This window comes from Streptomyces spiroverticillatus (genome assembly GCA_014650415.1).
GTDB lineage: Bacteria > Actinomycetota > Actinomycetes > Streptomycetales > Streptomycetaceae > Streptomyces > Streptomyces spiroverticillatus.
The window spans coordinates 94,173-114,326 of record BMUX01000003.1; the positions used below are offsets into that span (position 1 = coordinate 94,173).

Here is a 20,154-nt window from a genome sequence, read left to right on the forward strand (position 1 = left end):
TTTGCGGTGCCTCCGGCGTGCCCGGAAACACCTTGACCCGTGCGCCCCGCCACCTCCCCCGTGGCGGGGCGCACGCATGTCCGTCAGGAGGTGAGCACGTGGCCGGGCCGATCACCGACCGGGACCGGGAGCAGGTTCGCCGGCTGCACGCCGAGGGCAAGTCCCGCAACCACATTGCCCGCGCGCTCGGCCGCAGCGCAGCCACCGTAAGCAAGATCGCCCGCGCCGAGGGGCTCGCCTTCAGCGGGGGCGCACGCGTCGCCGCCGCCACAGAGGCGCGACGAGCAGACGCTGCCGCACGGCGCGAGCTGCTCGCCGACGAGGCACTCGACGGCGCACTCGGTCAAGTCGCCCGTACCGGCGGCGCCGAGAGTGCACGCGATGCCCGAGACCATGCCACCGCAGCCCGCGCCCTTACCGAAGTTCACGCCCGAGTCGCCGAACTCGCCCGCCAGACCGGCGCCGGCAGCAAGGGCGCAGCGATGCTCGACCGGCTCGCCGACGCACTGAGCGGACCGGCCGGAGGTGACCCGGAGGGGGATTGATGCCCGCCCCTCTCCCTCTCTCCGACAAGCAGCTCGCATCCGTCCGCAGCGCCACGGCCCGTATCTGCATTTGGCATGGCAGCGTCCGGTCGGGCAAGACCATCGCGAGCCTGCTCTGCTTCCTGCTGCGCGTACACCGTGCCCCCGCATCGGGACTGATCTTGATCTGCGGCAGATCGTTGCAAACGATCGAGCGAAATGTGATCGAGCCGCTTCAAGATCACGGCCTGTTTGGCGACGTCGCCGACGAGGTCCGCCACACCCGCGGCGCCACAACTGCCGTAATCCTGGGGCGTGTTGTGCACCTCGTCGGCGCCAGTGACGCGCGGGCAGAGGGGCGGCTGCGCGGACTGACGGCGTCGCTCGCCTATGTCGACGAGGTCACCCTGTTGCCTGCTGCGTTCTTCCGGCAGCTACTCGCCCGACTCAGCTTGCCAGGGGCGCAGTTGATCGGGACGACGAACCCTGACTCGCCCCGCCATTGGGTGAAGCGCGAGTACCTCGACCGCGCGCACGAGCTCGACCTCGTCGAGTTTCATTTCAGGCTCGCCGACAACCCGAGTCTTTCGCCTGCGTACGTGGCTGCGCTCGCCGCGGAGTACACCGGCTTGTGGCGCCGGCGCATGATCCTGGGCGAGTGGGTTGTCGCTGAGGGCGCGATCTTCGACGCGTACGACGAGGCGCAGCACGTCGTCGACGAGCTGCCCCCGATGCGCCGCTACTGGGCAGCCATCGACTACGGAACAACGAATCCGTTTGCGGCGATCTTGCTTGGTCTCGGCGACGACGACGTGCTGTACGTGGTCAGTGAATGGCGCCACGACTCGCGCGCAGCGCACCGGCAGCTCACCGACGTGCAGTACAGCCGTGCCGTACGCGAGTGGCTCGACGAGCTCGGCGTCGAGCCCGAGTGGACGTTCGTCGACCCCTCCGCAACCAGCTACATCACTCAACTATGGGCCGACGGGCACCCCGGCGTCACCCGGGCCCGAAACGACGTCCTCGACGGAATCCGCAGCGTCTCGGCCGCGCTCGGCGCCGGCCTGCTGCGTATCCACCGGTCAGCCGCAGGGCTGCTCGACGAGCTGCCGTCGTACGTATGGGACGACGCTGCCGCTGCCCACGGTGAAGACCGGCCCGTGAAAGCGGCCGATCACTCCGTCGACGCACTGCGCTACGCCGTGCACAGCACGGCGAACGAGTGGCGCGGCCTGCTGCCCGCCCCTGCTGCCTGACCACCCGCACCCCGCCCGGCCGCCCCCGGGCGGAAGCGGGGCGTTCCCACGCTCACCCAAGGGGGCACGTCGTGCAGGACTTCACCGACCGGTTTCTCGACAAGATCCAAGATGCTGCCGGCGGTTGCTGGCAGTGGACCGGACACCTGAAGTCCAACGGCTACGGGCAGTTCACCCTCGCAGGGCGCCCCGCCTACGCGCACCGGGTCGCGTACGAGCTGCTGCGCGGACCGATCGAGCACGGACTCGTCATTGACCATCTCTGCCGCAACCGCGGTTGCGTGAACCCCGGGCACCTCGAACCGGTCACCCACCGGACCAACATCCTGCGCGGCGTGAACGTGGCAGCGGCTCGCGCACGGCAAACGCACTGCGCGCGTGGCCACCACTTCGACAACGCCACGACCTACCGGGCGAAGAACGGCACACGCCATTGCCGGGTGTGCGCCCGCTTCCGGGCACGGGAACGACGCAAGGGGGTGCACTGTGCCGCTGCCTGAGAACAACGCCCCATGGCCACCCCCGCAGTTCGGCGCTCTCTTCCGGGAGATGCGCGTCGATGACGCGTGGTACAGCGGCGACCCCCAACGGCTTGCCGCGGTCTACCGCAATAGCAACCAGCGGCGCGACGGACAACGCCGCCTCTGGGGGCGCGACCGGCACCCGGACCCGGGGCGGCGCGACAACCGGCTGCACATCCCGCTCGCAGGTGATCTCGCCTCGACGAGCGCAGAACTCCTCTTCGCCGAACCCCCGACCCTCACCGTCGACGACCGGGCAACGCAGGATCGGCTCGACGCCGTCGCCGATGCCGACGGACTCGCGAACACCCTGATTGAAGCGGCCGAGATCGCCGCCGCGCTCGGCGGCGCCTATCTCCGGATCACTTGGGATCGGGAACTCGTCGACCGGCCGCTGCTCACTGTGGTGCACGCGGATGCGGCTGTGCCGGAATTCCGTTGGGGGATGCTCTCGGCCGTGACGTTCTGGCACGAGCTGCCCTCGACGTCCGCGGTGGTGTGGCGCCATCTGGAGCGGCACGAGCGCGGGCGCATCGTTCATGGCCTCTACCAGGGCGCACCGGATCGTCTCGGCGAACGTGTCCCCCTGACCGAGCACCCGGCCGTCGCACTGCTCGCCGCTTCACTGGGCCCCGAGGGCGACACCATCGAGACCGGTCTCGACCGCCTGACCGCGGTCTACGTGCCCAACATCCGGCCCAACCGGCGCCACCGCGGGTCAGACTTCGGACGCTCCGACTACAGCGCTCCCCTGTACGACATCTTCGACGCGTTGGATTCGACGTGGACCTCGTGGATTCGCGATCTGCGGCTCGCCCGCGGCCGGCTAATCATCCCCGATGGTTACCTGCGCGATCACGGCCCCGGGCGCGGCGCGAGCTTCGACGACGACCGGGAAATCTGGCAGCTCCTGAGCATCCCCCCAGGCGAGCAGGGCGCCGCGGGCATCACCCTGTCGCAGTTCGCGATCCGAGTCGAGGAACACGAGCGGACGGCGGACGCCGCCACACGGCAGGCCGTACGGTCCGCCGGCTACAGCCTTCAGACGTTCGGAATCGGCGATCAAGTCGCTGCCACCGCGACAGAGGTCAAGTCGCGTGAACGCCGGAGCATGATCACCCGGGCCAAGAAGGCACGGTACTGGGGGCCGCAGCTCGCGGAAATCCTGTACGTCCTGCTGCTGCTCGACGCGCAGATGTTCACCCCCCGACTCGTTCCGCAGGCACCCCGAATTGCGTTCGGCGACTCTGTGGCAGAGGACATGGTCAACCTGGCGCAGACCCTTTCCCTGCTTCAGCAGGCACAAGCGGTATCCGTCGATACCAAAGTGCGCATGGTCAATCCGCAATGGGATGAGGCAGCAGTGCAGGCAGAAGTCGCACGCATCCTGACCGAGACCGGCGCGGCAGTGCCCGACCCGATGCAGGCCGGGCAACTGAACTGACCTACTAGCTGAGCGGCCACCCGCTGAACTTGTCGCCGTCCTCGAATACGAGCTCCATACCGGCATGGGTGATGAGCTCGGCCAAGTCGTCGACCGGGCGTTCGGGGAGCAGCACGACGAGCCGCGCATCCTTCGGGGGGATGTGCCTGCTGTAGTCGTGAAGCTGCCCGATGGCGAACCGGACGGCGTTACGGCTGCTGCTGCCCTTCAGTTCATAGAGCACGTTGTCGGTCGCGTCGTACAGGTCCGTCCAGAACGTAGACGTCAGACCCTTTACCCGAATCTTGAACCGGTCGACCTCGTGGCCCTGCGACTGGAGGAAAGCGAGGAATCGGTCGCTCAGTTCCGCCTCGCGCCGTGTGACCTCGACGGCGTCGCTCGCCTTCCGCGTGACCTTCTTCTTGCTGTTCTTCTCCGGCTTGCTGATCTGTCCGGTAGTGGATTCCGCCGGCTTGAGTTCAAGCAGGCCGGGGTCGCTGATCGGTACGGCCGGCAAGGTCTCGACCTGGTCCTGAGACGCCGCGGGTACAAAGTCCGCGGCGGCCTGTTCAACTTCGACGACCGGACGCAGGCGGAAGACGTAGACCCAACGCATGTCCTTCTTCTGATCGAGGACTCGCCGCATCACAAAGGGCTCGTCCTCGTCGAGCCTGAACTCACCGACGTAACGGTGCCGCTTGGCGCCCGACCCCTCCGCCTTGCCCACGGCAACGAAGACGCGCAGCGTGCGCCCATCGTCTGCGTGGTTCAGGACCGACCCGTTAAACCCCTTGAGGGTCTGGTCTCCCTCGACACCCTGCCCGGTGTACTCGAAGATCCGGCCCTTCTCGTCTTCCTCAGCAAGCCAACCGTCTTGATAGCCAAAGGTCTTACCGGTCTTGTGGTCGGTAAAGAGCTGGATGGTGTCGCTCGTCTTCGACGGAATGATGCCGCCCTGCCCCGATCCCCCGAACATTTCGTTCAGTTCTCCGCGGGTGTGGACGTCGCCGGGCTTGATCTGCACAGAGGTCATGCCCTCGACGGTACCGACCACCACTGACAATCCACGGTGGCCAAGAACCCGGGGGGTGCCATGCCAGTTCACCCCGGAATGGTCGAGGACCTGTCCGCAGGCGTGCGCGATCTCTACGCGGACGCCGAGCAGCGGCTGCTCGGCATCGTGGCCCGGCAGCTCTCGCAGGGTTTCGAGGCGCCCGGTTGGGCCAGCAACAAGCTGCGCGACGTGCAGGCCCTGCGCCGCGCGTCGCAGGGTGTCGTCGACGCGCTCAGCAGCGCAATGCAGGTGGAAGTGTTCGACACCGTCGCAGAGGCGTACAACGCAGGCGCCCGCGCGGGGCTCGTCGAGCTCGGCGCCGTGCACGACGACGACGCCCGCCGGATCGCGGACACCACGCCCAACACGAGGGCGGTCGACCGGCTCGCGCAGGAAGCGGTCGACCTCTGCACTCAGACGCACCGCGGGATCTTGCGGGGCGTCGAGGACGGTTACCGCCAGGTGATCAGCCAGGTAACGGCGACGCCGCTGCTCGGTATCGACACCCGTAGGCAGGCCACCCAACGGGCAATGGAGGCTTTCGCCGACCGGGGGCTGCGGACGTTCGTCGACAAGGGCGGGCGCGCGTGGCAGATGACCTCGTACGCCGAAATGGCCACCCGCACCGCCGTAGGGCGCGCCGCGGTCGAGGCGCACGGCGACCGGCTGCGCGCTGCCGGCGTCGAGCTCGTCATCGTGAGCAACGCCCCGCACGAGTGCCCCATCTGCCGACCGTTCGAGGGCAAGGTGCTGAGCCTTGACGGCCCCGACGCCGCCCGTACGGTCGAGGTCGAGCACGCCACCCTCGACGGCGAGCTCGTACGCGTCGACATCGCCGGAAGTCTCGACGGCGCCCGCCAAGCAGGGCTGCAACATCCCAACTGTCGCCACAGCACGGCCGCTTACTTGCCCGGCGTCACGCGTCCCAGCGTCGACGCATCGCAGGACCCCGACGGGTACGAGGCAACGCAGAAGCAGCGGGCGATCGAGCGCGGAATCAGGAAGTGGAAGAACCGCGCCGCCGGATCTCCGACCCCGGAGGGGCGGCGCGCAGCAGAGGCGAAGGTGCGCGTGTGGCAGAAACGGCAGCGCGATCACCTTGCGGCACACCCCGAACTCATCCGCCGGCGCGAGCGCGAACAGCCCGGCGCGGGGAACCCTCCGCCGCGCGACGGTATGGCCGGACGGCCCGGCACTCCGGACGGCCCGGGGTCGGACCCTTACGAGGCTGCGCGTGTCCGCGCCGGCGACGCTCGGACGCTGCCGGAGATGACCGACGAGCAGCTCGGCGCAGCGATACGGCCCGGAGTGCTCGACGAGCGCGACCTCGACCGGATCGGATCGGAGTCTGACCGGCGCGACGAGGCCGAGCTGCTCGCCCGCATCCGGCCCGGCGGACGGCTCGCCGACGACCTCGTCCCCTTTTCTGACGACGAACTCGCAAGAGCAGCAGGGCACTTGGGCGACGACGACATGCTGCGCGTCATGGGCGAGATGGACCGGCGCGACATCGACGCCGCCCTGCCCGCCGCCCGCCGGGACTTGATCGGGCTTTCCGAGCAGGAACTTGCCACCCGCGCCCGGCACGTCGAGGGCGACCGGGCGGCGATCGGCGCCGAGATCCACCGGCGGCGCTTGCTCGCCGACGTTTTCCCGGGTGGGCGCCTGGCCGCGGACCTGTCCGCGGTCGGCGACGACGTGCTCGGGTGGGCAGTCCGCTACGCCCGCCCCGACGACGCCGCCCGGATCGCCGACGAGCTCGACGCCCGGTACCCGCCCGCCCCGCTGCCGAGCGCAGCAGGTGCACGGACGGTCGAGGGGCAGCTCGCCGACCGCGCAGCCGTCGACGCCGCCCTCGAACCGGCCGCAAAACCGGACGCGTGGAACGGCCTTTCCGTCGACTGGTACGCCGGCATGTCGGACACCGAGCGATGGATTGCTGAGCGGGAGTACGCCGACATGCAGCAGCGCACCGCGTACACCCGCGAGCAGCTACGCGAGATGTACCGCGAGCACACGTATGCGCAGGTCCTCGACGCAGAGGCGGCGACCAACGGCTACATGCTGAGCAAGGCGGCGCAGCTCGCCGGCGTCGACCCGATCACCCTGTTCTCTGGCCCTGCTCACGTTGCTTACGCCCGTGCGTCGGAGGAACTCCGGCGCTGGTGGCAGGAGAACCCCCGTACGACGTTCGCGGAGTACGAGGAGATGGTGACCGGTCAGCGCAGCAGCGCGGCCGAGACTGCCCGCCGCTCCAGCAACGCACAGCAGAACCGGCTCTAAGGGGGTGGCAGTGGGTAGTCGTGGCGATCTCGTGCGCGCCCTGCTCGACGGCATCGACGCCGGCCGCGCTGCTTCCCCTCTTATCTCGTGTCCGTACCCGAGCGGCGATCTGCGCCGCTCGGCGTGGCTGCGCGGGTACGCCCGAGCCCGAGAGCTTCCCGCCGTCGACGAGACCGCGGGCGAGTAGCGCGCAGCTCTACTTCTCCCCTCTTCCCCTCTTTGGGCCTGCCGGTTGGCGGGCCCTTTTTCATGCCCGCATCCGGACCGGAGGAACACCCCCTTATGGCCGAGCAGACGTCTGCCCCCTCGACGACCGAGACCACCAACGCCACCAACGCGGCCGAGACGAGCGGCACCTCGACCACCGCCGAGCAGACCGAGCCGCAGACCGCCCCCGCGGCTGGCCCGAACGCCGAGCAGTTCGCCGAAGCGACGCAGCGCGCCGAACAGGCAGCGGCCGAGCGAGACGAACTGCGCGCCGCCCTGGACGCCGTGACCAAGGCCCTGAATCCGAACGCCGCGGAGGCCGAGCAGGACCCGGCCAAGCTCGCCGCCGCCGTCGCCGAGCGCGACCGGCTGCTCGACGAGAACGCCGCCGCACTGCGTACGGCACGCGTCGAGCTCGCCGTCGCCCGCGCCGCCGCGGACGCCGGAGCGCGCGGCGACCGCCTGCTGAACAGCCGCAGCTTTCTGGACTCCGTCGCCGAGCTTGACCCGTCCGACCCGAAGTTCGACGAGCAGCTCGGCGCGGCGATCAAGACCGCCGTAGAGGGCGACCCCGACCTCTACCGCGCCGGCCCGGCCCCTGCCCCCCGCGGCGGCGCCGAATTCCGCGGCGCCCCGGGCGGCGAGCGTCGCCCGGCCACCCTGCACGACGCCATCGCCGCCCGTCTCGGCAGCTGACCCACTGGAGAACCGCGCACATGGCAATCACCCTGGCTGACGCCAAGCTCAACACACAGGACGACGTCGATCTGACCGTGATCGACGAGTTCCGCAAGTCCTCGTGGCTGCTCGACAACATGCAGTTCGACGACGTCGTGAACCCTTCCGGGGGCGGGGCGACCCTCACCTACGGATACACCCGCCTCGTGACCGAGCGCAGCGCGGCATTCCGCCCGCTGAACACCGAGTACGGCACCGAGCAGGCCAAGCGCACCCGCGCAACGGTCGACCTGTCCGTAATGGGCGGCGCGTTCGAGATCGACCGCGTTCTCTCCAACCTTGGGCCGGCCGCATCGAACGAGGTCACGTTCCAGATGAACCAGACGATCAAGTCGGCTAAGGCGTTCTTCGCAGATCAGGCCATCAACGGCACGATCAACAGCTCGACCTCGACCGGTTTCGAGGGGCTGTCGAAGGTGCTCACCGGCTCGGGCACCGAGTACAAGCAGGGCGCCGACTGGTCCGCGCCGGCAAACGAGAGCGTCGCGCACAACGCGCTCGACGCCGTCGACGAGTTCCTCGGTCTGCTCGACGACACCCCGAGCGCGCTGCTCGGGAACAAGAAGACCATCGCGAGGATTCGCAGCCTGGCCCGTCGCGCCGGCTACTACAGCCGTTCCGAGAACGCGTTCGGCCAGACCATCGAGTCGTACAACGGCATTCCGCTGGTCGACCTGGGCGCCAAGGCCGGCAGCGCCGACCCCGTGATCGGCATCGACTCCAAGACCGGCGCAACGGACCTGTACGCCGTCCGGCTCGGCCTCGACGCTTTCCACGGTGTCTCGACGGTCGGCTCGAACCTCGTCCGGCAGTGGCTGCCTGACTTCTCCATGGCGGGCGCGGTGAAGCGCGGAGAGGTGGAGCTCGGCCCGGTTGCCGTGGCTCTGAAGGCGACCAAGTCCGCTGCCGTGTGGCGCGGCATCAAGGTCAACCCGGCGACGCCGTAACGCCGTGCGCCGCCCCTACGCCACCCCGGAGCAACTCGCGGCGTGGACCGGCGCCCCCGCCCCGCCGTCCGCCGAACGACTGCTCGCCCGCGCAGGCGAAGACCTCGACTCTGCGCTGCTGACTGCGATTTACCGGGTCGACGCAGACGGCGACCCGACCGACCCGAAGATCGTGCAGGCACTCGCCGATGCGGTCTGCGCTCAGGTCGAGCACTGGATCGCCACGGGCGATGACGGAAGCGGCGCCGCAGACCGATGGGACTCCGTCTCGATCGGCCCCGTCAGCCTCTCCGGTCGCAGCGGCCCGGCGCCCGGGGCGAGCGGCGTTGTGCTCGCCCCGCGCGCCGCCCGCGCGCTGCGTCGTGCAGGGCTCGAACCGGGTCGGGTGATCACGTGGTGAACGCCGTCCCCCCGTTCCTGCTGCGGCACCGAGTCGTCGTCGAGCCGTATCTCGGCGATACCGCGTACGGCGCGCAGTACGGCGCTGCCGTGGCGGAAGTGCCCGCCCTGGTGGCCGAGCAGCGAACGATGATCCGTGATGCGACCGGCCGCGCCGTGACCAGTACGGCGCAGGTCATCGCCGGCCCCGATCTCGTCTGCCCTGTCGGTTCACGGATCACGCTGCCCAGCGGGCGCGTCACCACCGCCCTTGCGGTCGCTCGCCATACCGCCCCCGGCCTGCCCGTTCCTGCCTGCTGTGAGGTGAGCTGCGAATGACCGCACAACGTGCTCGCCTGCGCTGGAACGGCGCGGCTACAACCGGGGCGATCCGGCAGGCTGCTGCGCGCGGTCTGCTGCTCGGCGCCGAGCACGTGCTCGACGCGAGCAGGCAGCGCGTGCCGATCGCTGAGGGCACCCTCGAACGGTCCGGCGCCGCCTCCGTCGACGAGCAGAACCTGACCGCTGCCGTTTCCTACGACACCCCGTACGCCACCCGCGTTCACGAGGACATGACCGCCCAGCATTCCCCCGGACGGTCCGCGAAGTACCTCGAAAGCGTGCTGCCGCAGACCGCCCCTGAAGTGCAGGCGTTGATCGCCGCGCAGATCCGGCGGGCGCTGCGCTGATGTCCTACACCGTCGACCTGCTCGACGGTCTCGCCCGCCTGCTGCACTCCGCCGGCGTCGGCATCTACCGCCCCGACGGAACGTACGCCGCGGGCGAGACCGCGATCACCATCGCAGCCCTTCCCCCCTTCCCCGACCGGGTCATCTGCCTTGCGGCCTACCCGGTGACCGACTCCCCGGTGCTCACCGACACGACGACCGGCATACAGGTGCGCACCCGCGCGAGCAGCGATCCGCGGGACGTCGACGCCCTCGACGACGAGGTGCTCGACGTACTGCACGCCTCCGGCCCCCACGTGTTCGGCGCCGTACCGGTGCCGCTGATCTTTCGCGTCTCGGCCGCCCCGATCGGCGCCGACACCTCCGGCCGCTGGGAGCGGACCGCCAATTTTCACGCCCGCGCCCACCGCGCGAGCCCCCATCTTGAATAGGAGGCGCCCCACGTGAGTACGCCGACGCCGCCGGCCGAGACCATAACGGCGCTCGCGCGCCGGTACCGGCTGGAACTCGACACCGGTACAACCGGCACCCCCGCTTGGACACTCGTACCGGGCATCACTGAGTTCACCCCGAAGGTGGAGCCGACGCAGCAGGACGTCACCACCTATGACGCCAACGGGTGGACAGAGCAGGCCGTGACCATGCTTGCGTGGTCCATCGAGGCCACGCTCGCGCACCGTGCGCACCCGACAACCGGCGCGTTCAACGCTGCACAAGAGGCCCTGCGCCGCGCGTCCATGTCGTTCGGCTCGAAGAGTTACGTACGAGTGCGCTACTACGACCGCAACGGCGCTCCCGACGCGCAGGAAGGTTCCGCGCTCGTCACGTGGGAGCCGTCCGGAGGGGGCCCCGACGAGGTCGACACGATCAAGGTCACGCTTACCGGGTCCGGCCCGCTCGTCGAGATCACCAACCCCGTTGCGAGCGGCGGCTCGTTCGCCCTCGCTGCCAAGTCCAAGGGGGGTGACGCGTAGTGGCGTTCGAGGCCCTCGACGAGCTGCTCGACGAATCCCTGCCCCTGCCCATCGCCGGCACCATCTACCGCGTACCGGCCCCGTCGGCTGCGATCGGCCTGCGGACGCAGGCACTGATCAACGCCGCTGCCGTGGCCGCGGACGGCGGAGCGGTCGACGAGCAGGTGCTCGGCGATGCAGCCGAGCGTGACCTGTACGCCGATGTGCTCGGTACCGCCCATGGGCAGATGGTCGACGACGCCGTGCCGTGGCCTGCTCTCAAGCACGCCGCGCTCACTGCCATGGTGTGGATCGCACAGGACAAGAGCGCGGCCGAGACCTTTTGGAACAGTGGTGGCGCCCCTTCTCAGGCAGCCCCGAACCGAGCGCAGCGCCGATTGGCCGCGGCGAGCTCGACGAAGTCTCGGGGCTCTACGAGTGGTACGAGTGGCCGGAAGGCACCCGCCCGCGCAGCAGCCAAGAAGGCAGCACCGTCTCGCTGAGCTGGACCCAAATTCTCAACGAGTGGCCCCTCGTCGAGGCCGATCTGCACGAGGTCTACGGCATCGACGCCGGCGCCCCCGATCTGCTGCATACCCGTTCGTGGCGTTGGCTGCGCGTGCGCGTGCTCGGCCTGCTCAGCGCTGAATCTCGTCTCGCACGGGTGCTCACCCCTCCGCCCTAAGCCCCCGCACCACCGGGAGCACGACCCCCCGGAGGTGATGAGCCGTGGCGCTTATGGTCGGCGAGCTCGCCGCAACCGTCGTCATCGACGATTCCGGCGTCGGCTCCGGCATGGCGCGCGCCCGCGGCGCGGTGCAGTCGGGCGGTAACCAGATCACCGCCGCCGCGGACCGTACCGGGCAGCAGGCGGGCGACGCGCTCGGCGATGGTCTCGCCGACGGCGCCACCGACGGGGGCAACCGGGCATCGCGCGGAATGGGCACCGCGCTGAAAGGTTTCGCCGCCGCGGCAGTGGGCGCCGGCATCGGTGCCGCACTCATGGCCGGTATCGGCCAGGCCCTCGAACAGGGCAAGATCCCCGGGCAGTTGCAGGCGCAGCTCGGTACCACCGGCCCCGTTGCTGCGCGGTACGGCAAGGTGGCCGGCTCCCTTTACGCCGGCGCGATCGTCGACTCGGTGCAGGACGGCGCAACGATCCTGACCGGGATCGCCCGTCAAGGGCTGCTGCCACCGGAGGCCACGCAGGGGCAGATCAAGGCCATGGCGACGCAGGTCGCTGATACTGCGTCGGTCATGGGAGAGGACGTCTCCAAAGTCTCCCGCGCCGTTGGCACGATGCTGAAAACCGGCATCGCGAAAAACGCCAAAGAGGCGATGGACGTCCTTGTCAAGGGGACGCAGAACGGCACCAATTCGGCTGAGGATCTGCTCGATACCTTCGCTGAGTACAGCACGCAGTTTCGCGATCTGGGGCTCGACTCACAGACCGCAATGGGGCTCATGCAACAAGGGCTCCAGGGCGGTGCGCGCGACGCCGATACTGTCGCCGACGCGCTGAAGGAATTCGCGATCCGCAGTAAGGACATGTCCAAGGGGAGCGTTGCGGCTTTCAAGGACATCGGACTTAACGCCGACAGCATGGCGAAGGTGTTCACCAAGGGTGGACCGGAAGCCAGTAAGGCCCTCGATACTGTCCTGACGCGTATCAAGGCGATTGAAGATCCAGCCAAGCGGAACGCAACTGCGGTCGCGCTTTTCGGCACTAAGGCCGAAGACCTGCAAGGCGCGTTGTTCAAGCTCGATCCGTCAACGGCTGTTGCTGCGCTCGGAAATGTAAAGGGCGCAGTTGACGGGGCGGGCGACGCCATGCGCGACAACGCCGCGACCAAGATCGAAACGTTCAAGCGGGCGGCGATTCAGGGTGTCGTCGAACTGCTCGGCACGTACGTGATTCCCGCGCTGATGACCGGCGCACAGTGGATCGGCACGCTTGGCTCGGCGTTCGCCACCGCGGGCGCGTTCATCGCGCAGCACTCGACGATCTTCTCGATTGTCGCCGGCGTCATCCTGGCGCTACTGCTTCCGACGCTGATTGTCCTTGCCGTGCAGGCGACGACGACCGGCGCCGCGGTGGTGGCGAGTTGGGTCGCACAGTCAGCAGCCGCAGTAGCTACCGGCGCTCGGTTCCTCGTAACGAACGGCCTGCTTCTTGCGGGGTGGATCGCGCAGGGAGTCGGCGCGGGAGCAGCCGCCGCTCGTGTTGTTGCGGCATGGGTGCTCATGGGCGCGCAGTCCTTGCTTCAGGGCGCCCGCATGGCTGCTGCGTGGGTGCTCGCCATGGGCCCTGTCGGCTGGATCATTACCGCCGTTGTCGCCCTGGTGGCGTTGATCGTCTCGAACTGGGATGCGATCGTCTCCGCCACGCGCACCGCGTGGGATTGGGTGTGGGGAAAGATCAAGGGAGTTGGCAAGTTCCTGCTTGACCTCTTCCTGAATTTCACGCTCGTCGGCATCATCATTAAGCATTGGGATTCCATCAAGGCAGGAACCGCCCGCGCCTGGGATGGCATCGTGAATTGGGTCAAGGGAATCCCCGGGAAGATCGTAAACTTCTTCCTGAATTGGACCCTCGTTGGATTGATAATCAAGCATTGGGATTCCATCAAGACCGGCGTAGCGCGTAAGGGACTCGAACTGATCGCGTGGGTGCGCGGCTTGCCCGCCTCGATCGGCCGCTCGATAGGCAATTTGGGGCGCCTGCTGTACGACAAGGGGCTCGACGTTGTCCGCGGCTTGTGGAATGGCATCAAGTCGATGGGTTCATGGTTGGGCAGGCAGCTAGTTTCGTTCGCGAAAAACATGATTCCCGGACCGATTGCACGGGCGTTGGGAATCAAAAGCCCGTCGCGTCTTATGCGCGACAAGATCGGACGGTTCATTCCGGCGGGCATCGTCGAGGGCATCAAGGCCGGCGCCCCCGCCGTCGACCGCACCATGCGCAGCCTCGTCTCGGTCCCCGCCGCCCCGCAGTTCGCCACCGCCGGAACAATCGGCAACGGCACTGCGGCGCAAGGGAGTTGGGGGCGCGGCGTGCACATTGAGCACTGGCACGCAGGCGACGCGTCACCGGAGCAGACCGCGGTCGCGCTCGCCTGGCACGCCAAGGGCAGGGGGTGATCGGATGGCCGCCGGCGATCTGGTCACCCTCCCCGGACACATCCAGTTCGGCGAGCTGCTGCTCGGCCCCCACACGGTCTACGGGTGGTCAACCCTGACCGGGTGGGAGGACACCCCGGGCAACGACTCGGGAAACGTCAACCGCAGTGATGGGCACGGGAGTTACCCGGGTCGGCTGTTGGCGCAGGCACGGACGATCACCCTCGACGGCATGGTGCTGCGCAGTGACCCCGGACGGATGGGCGCAGCCGTGCGCGCCCTGTCCGTGGCAACCGCACTGCGCGACGACGAGCTGCCGCTCGTGGTCCGCCTCGACGACGCCGAGCCGCTGCTCGTCTTCGCCCGCTGCATCCGCCAGGCGATCCCTGTCGCCACGGGTGGGTACGCGGTCGGCGTCGTCAAAGGGGCGGCGTTGCAGTTCGAGGCCACCGACCCGCGCCGCTACTCGCTCGCCGAGCAGGTCGTCGAGGCACGTCTGCCGCAGTCCGAACCGGGGCTCGACTGGCACCTCGACCCCGGGCCCGAATGCCTCGACTGGCCGCTCGACTTCGGGGCGCCAGGATCGACCGGCACCGTCGCCGCGCTGAACGAAGGAAGCGCGCCGGCGCACCCGCTCGTCGTCTTCCGCGGCCCCGTGGAACGCCCGAGCCTGACCAACATCGCGACGGGCGACATGCTCGAATACGACATCGCGCTCGCCCCCGACGACGAGCTCGTCGTCGACACCAACGCCGGAACGGTCACGCTCAACTCGACCGCATCGCGCCTCTACACGGTGTCCAACCGGTCTGCGCCCGAGCAGTCGTTCACGTTGCCCCCCGGCTCGACGCAGCTCGCCTTCCGCGCTGCGCCCGGATCATCCGACCCCCGCGCGAGCGTCGCCCTGCGGTACCGCTCCGCCCACTGGTAAGGAGCGCTCACCGCATGACGGTTCGTTCTGCATGGCTGCTCACCGCCCCCGGCGGGCAGACCCGAGAGGACACCCGGATAACACCGCTCGGCACCATGGCGCCCGAAGGGGAGCTGCTCACCCGAGACGGCGTGATCGCCGGCGGAAAGCCGTTCGCGGCGACGAGCGCAGCAGCGATGCAGGTACAGATCGGCGTCGGGCGCGCAGTCGTGCAGGGCACGAGCGCGCAGGGTGCCTATCCCGTAGCGATCACTGCGCCCGAAGTTCTCACCGTGACCGACGGCAACGCGCAGTTCGGCCGGATCGACTCGGTTGTGCTGCGCGTGCTCGACGGCCTGTACGACGTAGGCGGGCAGACCCTTGCCCGCGCCGAGATCGTGCAGGGCGAGCCGATCGCCACCCCGCAGCCCCCGAACCTTCCCCCCGCCACGCTGCGACTGTGGGACATCGCCGTACCCGCGGGAACCTCTGCCGGAACCGGAGGGATCAACTGGGCAACCGCGCTCGGCGACCGCCGCCGGTACACCGCGGCGTACGGCGGGATCATTCCGCCCGGATACGGGTCGAGCTACACCGGCAGCTACCCCGGGCAGTACCGCGACAACGGCAGCGGACTGGACCGATGGGACGGCGCAGCCTGGCGCCCCCTCGAACCGTCCGTCGGCTGGACCCCGGTAAGCCTTGCGGCCGGCTACACCAACAACGGCAACGCGCAGGGCGTCGTCAGATACCGCAGGATCAACATTGCGGGTGTGCCGCACATGCAGTGGCGGGGCGGCGTGAGCTGGACCGCGAACGGCAACCCACCGAACACCACCTACCCGTTCGCCGCCGCGCTTCCTGCCGGATACCGGCCCGCGACCCTGATCTCGCTACCGATCGCCGCGGGCGGCGTCGACATCAAGATCGACTTTCAGACCGGCGGACTCGTCAAGCTCATCCCCAGTACGGGGCTCACCACCTGGGCTTCACTGCACGGCCTGTTCTACCCACTCGACGCGTGAACCGACGGGGGGTGAACCGTGGCCGCTCCCACGTACCGAATCCTGCTCTGCGACCTGCGTTCCGACCAACTGCTCGACGTGCTGCCCGTGCAGCAGGTCACCCTCGACGACTGGATCGGCAAGACCGGCAGCTTTGCCGGAACCGTGCCCGTACCCAACGCAGCCATCGCCACCAGGGCGCGCCGCGCCATCCTCCCCGGACGTACCGCGGTATGGGTCGAGCGCGACCGGGCGATCTGGTGGGGCGGAATCCTCTGGACCGCCAACGTGTCGAGCAGCGACCGCGGGTTTCTCGGCGTGCAGATTCAAGCGGGCGGATGGGATTCCTACCTCGACCACCGGCTACTCCTCGACTCGCACAAGGCAACGCAGACAGATCAATTCGACATCGCCCGCGCACTCGTCGACTACGCGCAGTCCACCCCCGGCGGCGACATCGGTATCGAGGCCGGCACCGAACTGTCCGGCGTACTGCGCGACCGCGAGTACAGCAGATACGACATGCCCACCATGCGCGACCTGCTCGCGCAGCTCGGCTCGGTCGAGGGCGGTTTCGAATGGCGGATCGCCTCGTACCGCGACCCGGAAAGCGGGCGCCGCATCAAGCGGCTGCAACTGGGCTCGCCCGTGATCCGCGCCGGTACGAACACCATCGTTCTTGACCACCCCGGGCCGGTGTTGTCGTACGCGTGGCCTATCGACGCCACCGGCAAGGCGAACGCATGGCAGTCCCGCGGCGCCACCACCAACCAGAACCAAGCGACTGACTCGGTTCCGCTGGTTTCCGAGCTGCTCGTCGACCGCGACGACATCGCCGCCGGCTGGCCGCGCCTCGACGGCAGCTCTGACTACTCCACCGTTTCCGACCTCCGAACCCTGAACGCGCACGCCGCGGCCGATAAGGCGCGCGCCCTCGACCCGCGGACCATTCCCGAGATCACCGTGCGCATGGACGGGTCGATATCCCCCGCGTTGCTCGGCGCCACCATCCGACTGCGCGTGCGTGACCTCTGGTGGCCGGAAGGGCTCGACCAGCGATACCGCGTGGTGGGTCTGGCGATCACCCCGCCCGAGCGCGGCCGAGCAGAAACCGCCCGCCTGTATCTGGAGGCTGACTGATGGCTGTAGTTCCGCAGGATCTGCTCGACGAGGTGCGCGCGCTGCGCCGCGAAGTACGGCTGCTCTCGGGGCGGGCGCAGATGCGCCCCGCCCTCGATCAGATCCTGCATGGCGATGTGACCGTCGGGGAGGGCGGGCGCCTGCTCGTACAGGACCCGGACGGGACCCAGATTCTTGCGACTGGCCAATCGAGCGCGGGCGACTGGTTCGTGAGGCTGCGCAGGGACAACGGAACGTTGGCGTTCGGAGTCGGCGCCAATACCTATACGGGCGACGACGCCGTAAAGCAGATGGTTCGTATTTTCAGCCGTCAAGGCAGCGCCCTCTTTATGGATGACTATTACAGCGATGAATTCCTCGGTCGGCCCTCGATCCCGATTCCGTGGCAGCCCACTAACGCAAGCTCCACCACCCTCACGACACCCCAAGTCTCATGGCTAGCTGCGTCCCGCGTGCAGTGCGCGGTGTTCTACCTCTCGTTTGAAGTATGGGTATCGGCGGGGGCGACAGTGACTGTTGAACTCGATTGCTCCGCCCCTGGCACTTCATGGGAGTCGTGGCAGACATGGACGGTTGCCGCAGGGGCGACAGGCAAATGGGAAATCCGCGAATTCACTCGCCCCATGCATGGCATTCGGCACTTCACACACGCGTATTGGCGACTGAAACACCACGTCAGTAAAGGCACGGGAACGGCAATTACAAACGTCTGGGGGAGTTACCAGCGGAACACCTTCACCGTCGCGGAAACGCCCGACCCGCCCGCCGCCGCAGCGTCCGCAGCGCGCGAGCTCGGCCTGCCGCACGACGCCGAGCAGCCCGCGCCACCCCCCGCCGGCGACGCCGTCGACGAGGTCCTGCCGGGACTGCACCGCATCGACGACTAGGAGAGGTTGCCTTGCTCCCCGAAGAGATACCTACGGTCGTTGTCAGCGGCCGATTCCTCACCCCCGACGGACGCCCCCTCTCCGGCGCCGTAACCTTCCGCGCGCCCGGACAGATCACCTTCTCGGCGTCCGACGTCATTCTCGGTGGCCCTGTCGTGGCGCAGCTCGACGCGCAGGGACAGATCAGCGCGACCCTGCCCGCCACAGATAGCCCCGGTATGGACCCCGGAGGGTGGTCCTACACGGTGACCGAAGCACTGTCCGGCATCCCCACCGGACGCACGTACTCCGTGCTGCTCCCCCGTGCGCAGAAGTTGGTCGACCTGGCCGACATCGCCCCGACCGACCCGTCGAAACCCAACTACATTCCGGTACCCGGCATACAAGGACCGCGCGGCGAGCAGGGGCAATCCGCCTATCAAGTCGCCGTGGCCGGAGGGTTCAACGGCACACCCGCAGCATGGCTCGCGTCCCTCGTCGGGCCGCGCGGCGCAACGGGCGCGACGGGCGCGCAGGGACCGCAGGGCGTGCAGGGAGTACCGGGAAAGGACGGCGCCCCGGGCGGTATCCAGTCGGTCAACGGCAAGACTGGCGCCGCGGTAACCCTCGCAGCCGCAGACGTGAACGCACTCGCAACCCCTTTGCGAGGGGCTGCGAACGGCGTTGCATCGCTGGATGCCGGCGGGAAACTCCCCACTGCCCAACTGCCCGCGGGGGCAAGCGGCGTAACCAGTGTCAACGGAAAGCCCGGCCCTGCGGTTTCCCTTACCGCGGCCGATGTTGGCGCAATGCCCAGCGACGGACAGGCCGGCGCTTACCTCTTCTTGAACACACCGACCCCTGAATACCGGGGACTTGCCTTTCAAACCGGGGGCTCGAATCGGTGGGTGTATCAAGTCGACAACCAGCCAGAGGGCGCCAACGACAGCGGCTCGAACTTCGAACTTGCAGCGTGGACGAACGCCAACCAGTGGAAGAGCACCGTTCTCTACAGCGACAGGTCGACAGGAAATCTCGCTATCGGTACGGCCACGCTCGCAGTCGGCGCCAAACTCACCGTTGCGGGCGCGCTTGCCCTGCGCAACGTCGCAGCGGCGCCCGCCCCTGTTGCCGGCAGCGTTGTTCTTTACGCAGAAGCAGGCGTTCTCAAGGTTGTGAACGCTGCGGGAACGAGAACCACGCTCGGCTAGAACTCCAGCTCGCCCCTACGCCCCGCCCGGATTCCGGGCGGGGCGTTTCTCATGCCCAAGGAGGGCACGCAGTGCAGTTCGTCAGCCGTTCCCAGTGGGGCGCCCGCCCCTCCCGCTACTCCCTGACCCACATCGCCAGCACGCGCGGCGTCAAGATCCATTACGAGGGCACGGCCGTTCCGGCAAGCCTGGCCAAGCCCGAGAACCACAAGCAGTGCGCCGGTCGCGTCCGCGCGATTCAGGCGAGCCACCTTGCCAACCGGCAGGAGGATTACAGCGACATCGCGTACTCGGCGATGGTCTGCCCGCACGGCTACGTCTACGAGGGCCGCGGCGCCCGCAAGAAGACCGGCGCCAACGGCACGAGCACGCTCAACGCGCAGCACTACGCGGTCTGCGCCATGGTCGGCAGCTCGGGCCTGACCACGCCGACCGACGCTCAGCTCGCAGGGCTGCGCGACGCCGTCGAGTGGCTGCGATCCAGCGGCGGCGCCGGCGACGAGATCCGCGGCCACCGCGACGGGTACGCGACCGCGTGCCCGGGGCCGGCCCTGTACGCATGGGTACAGAAGGGCGCCCCGCGCCCCGGCACCACCACGCCGCCTAAGCCGCAGAAGCCTGCGTTGCAGCCCTTCCCGGGCGCCGACTGGTTCAAGACGAACCCCCGCTCGCCGATCGTCGCCGCCATGGGGCGCCGCCTCGTCGCGAACGGATGCTCGGCCTACGTCGAGGGCCCCGGCCCCCAGTGGACCGGCGCCGATCGCGAGAGCTTCCGGAAGTGGCAGCGCAAGCTCGGCGACGCCGAGCAGTTCTGCGACGGATGGCCCGGACGTCGCCAGTGGGACGCGCTGAAGGTCCCGCACATCTGACCCCCATCGGTCCGGCCGCGCCCGCGGCCGGACCGCCCCGCCCTTCCCCCAGTGAGGACCC

General features: G+C 68.7%; 22 protein-coding genes. 21 read left to right on the forward strand and 1 reads right to left on the reverse strand.

Going from position 1 to position 20,154, the window contains the following annotated elements; translation table 11 throughout:
* The first annotated feature begins 98 nt into the window (after nt 1–98).
* The 4 genes from IE269_RS08510 (at nt 99) to IE269_RS08525 (ending at nt 3,745) form a co-directional block, all read left to right on the forward strand.
* On the forward strand, nt 99–545 hold the full coding sequence (locus IE269_RS08510; protein WP_189822201.1) for a helix-turn-helix domain-containing protein: 447 nt from the start codon (nt 99–101) through the stop codon (nt 543–545).
* Nucleotides 545–1,780: a PBSX family phage terminase large subunit gene (locus IE269_RS08515; protein ID WP_189822202.1), complete on the forward strand. Its 1,236-nt coding sequence runs from the start codon at nt 545–547 to the stop codon at nt 1,778–1,780. Before IE269_RS08510 ends, IE269_RS08515 begins: the two co-directional genes overlap by 1 nt.
* 71 nt (nt 1,781–1,851) lie before the next feature.
* Nucleotides 1,852–2,280, forward strand: coding sequence for an HNH endonuclease signature motif containing protein (locus IE269_RS08520; RefSeq protein ID WP_189822203.1), 429 nt, complete (start codon nt 1,852–1,854; stop codon nt 2,278–2,280).
* A 49-nt stretch (nt 2,281–2,329) separates the two neighbouring features.
* On the forward strand, nt 2,330–3,745 hold the full coding sequence (locus IE269_RS08525) for a phage portal protein (protein WP_189822204.1): 1,416 nt from the start codon (nt 2,330–2,332) through the stop codon (nt 3,743–3,745).
* Between the two features lie 4 nt (nt 3,746–3,749).
* Here the strand turns inward: IE269_RS08525 and IE269_RS08530 are convergent, their stop codons facing one another.
* Entirely contained in the window at nt 3,750–4,757 is a 1,008-nt protein-coding gene (locus IE269_RS08530) for an SRA domain-containing endonuclease (protein ID WP_189822205.1), read from the reverse strand.
* A gap of 60 nt (nt 4,758–4,817) precedes the next feature.
* On the opposite strand from IE269_RS08530, the gene IE269_RS08535 reads away from it, so the two are divergent.
* The 17 genes from IE269_RS08535 (at nt 4,818) to IE269_RS08615 (ending at nt 20,093) form a co-directional block, all read left to right on the forward strand.
* Entirely contained in the window at nt 4,818–7,061 is a 2,244-nt protein-coding gene (locus tag IE269_RS08535; RefSeq protein WP_189822206.1) for a phage minor capsid protein, read from the forward strand.
* Nucleotides 7,062–7,071: 10 nt separating this feature from the next.
* Nucleotides 7,072–7,248, forward strand: a complete 177-nt coding sequence (locus IE269_RS08540; RefSeq protein ID WP_189822207.1) for an Rmf/CrpP fold protein — start codon at nt 7,072–7,074, stop codon at nt 7,246–7,248.
* Nucleotides 7,249–7,343: 95 nt separating this feature from the next.
* Nucleotides 7,344–7,964: a hypothetical protein gene (locus IE269_RS08545; protein ID WP_189822208.1), complete on the forward strand. Its 621-nt coding sequence runs from the start codon at nt 7,344–7,346 to the stop codon at nt 7,962–7,964.
* A 20-nt stretch (nt 7,965–7,984) separates the two neighbouring features.
* Nucleotides 7,985–8,953 (forward strand): major capsid protein, encoded by a 969-nt coding sequence (locus IE269_RS08550; RefSeq protein ID WP_189822209.1) that lies wholly within the window; start codon nt 7,985–7,987, stop codon nt 8,951–8,953.
* 4 nt (nt 8,954–8,957) lie between these two features.
* Nucleotides 8,958–9,353, forward strand: a complete 396-nt coding sequence (locus IE269_RS08555) for a hypothetical protein (protein ID WP_189822210.1) — start codon at nt 8,958–8,960, stop codon at nt 9,351–9,353.
* Nucleotides 9,347–9,670: a hypothetical protein gene (locus IE269_RS08560; RefSeq protein WP_229897482.1), complete on the forward strand. Its 324-nt coding sequence runs from the start codon at nt 9,347–9,349 to the stop codon at nt 9,668–9,670. The genes IE269_RS08555 and IE269_RS08560 overlap by 7 nt, the downstream gene beginning before the upstream one ends.
* Entirely contained in the window at nt 9,667–10,020 is a 354-nt protein-coding gene (locus tag IE269_RS08565; RefSeq protein ID WP_189822211.1) for a hypothetical protein, read from the forward strand. Before IE269_RS08560 ends, IE269_RS08565 begins: the two co-directional genes overlap by 4 nt.
* Nucleotides 10,020–10,451, forward strand: coding sequence for a minor capsid protein (locus IE269_RS08570; RefSeq protein ID WP_189822212.1), 432 nt, complete (start codon nt 10,020–10,022; stop codon nt 10,449–10,451). Before IE269_RS08565 ends, IE269_RS08570 begins: the two co-directional genes overlap by 1 nt.
* 12 nt (nt 10,452–10,463) lie before the next feature.
* Nucleotides 10,464–10,994: a phage tail tube protein gene (locus IE269_RS08575; RefSeq protein ID WP_189822213.1), complete on the forward strand. Its 531-nt coding sequence runs from the start codon at nt 10,464–10,466 to the stop codon at nt 10,992–10,994.
* Nucleotides 10,994–11,476 (forward strand): DUF7426 family protein, encoded by a 483-nt coding sequence (locus IE269_RS08580; protein ID WP_189822214.1) that lies wholly within the window; start codon nt 10,994–10,996, stop codon nt 11,474–11,476. The genes IE269_RS08575 and IE269_RS08580 overlap by 1 nt, the downstream gene beginning before the upstream one ends.
* A 235-nt stretch (nt 11,477–11,711) precedes the next feature.
* Nucleotides 11,712–14,114, forward strand: coding sequence for a phage tail tape measure protein (locus IE269_RS08585; protein ID WP_229897543.1), 2,403 nt, complete (start codon nt 11,712–11,714; stop codon nt 14,112–14,114).
* Nucleotides 14,115–14,118: 4 nt separating this feature from the next.
* Nucleotides 14,119–15,024 (forward strand): phage distal tail protein, encoded by a 906-nt coding sequence (locus IE269_RS08590; protein WP_189822216.1) that lies wholly within the window; start codon nt 14,119–14,121, stop codon nt 15,022–15,024.
* A 14-nt stretch (nt 15,025–15,038) separates the two neighbouring features.
* Nucleotides 15,039–16,028: a hypothetical protein gene (locus tag IE269_RS08595; protein ID WP_189822217.1), complete on the forward strand. Its 990-nt coding sequence runs from the start codon at nt 15,039–15,041 to the stop codon at nt 16,026–16,028.
* Between the two features lie 18 nt (nt 16,029–16,046).
* The gene (locus IE269_RS08600) at nt 16,047–17,147 is read left to right on the forward strand and encodes a hypothetical protein (protein WP_189822218.1); all 1,101 of its coding nucleotides are present in this window, start codon (nt 16,047–16,049) and stop codon (nt 17,145–17,147) included.
* Nucleotides 17,147–18,034, forward strand: a complete 888-nt coding sequence (locus tag IE269_RS08605; protein ID WP_189822219.1) for a hypothetical protein — start codon at nt 17,147–17,149, stop codon at nt 18,032–18,034. Before IE269_RS08600 ends, IE269_RS08605 begins: the two co-directional genes overlap by 1 nt.
* Nucleotides 18,035–18,045: 11 nt before the next feature.
* Nucleotides 18,046–19,224 carry a collagen-like domain-containing protein gene (locus IE269_RS08610; RefSeq protein WP_189822220.1) on the forward strand — a complete coding sequence of 393 codons (1,179 nt, stop codon included), beginning with the start codon at nt 18,046–18,048 and terminating at the stop codon, nt 19,222–19,224.
* Between the two features lie 71 nt (nt 19,225–19,295).
* Nucleotides 19,296–20,093: a peptidoglycan-binding protein gene (locus IE269_RS08615; protein WP_189822221.1), complete on the forward strand. Its 798-nt coding sequence runs from the start codon at nt 19,296–19,298 to the stop codon at nt 20,091–20,093.
* The last annotated feature ends 61 nt before the right edge of the window (nt 20,094–20,154 follow it).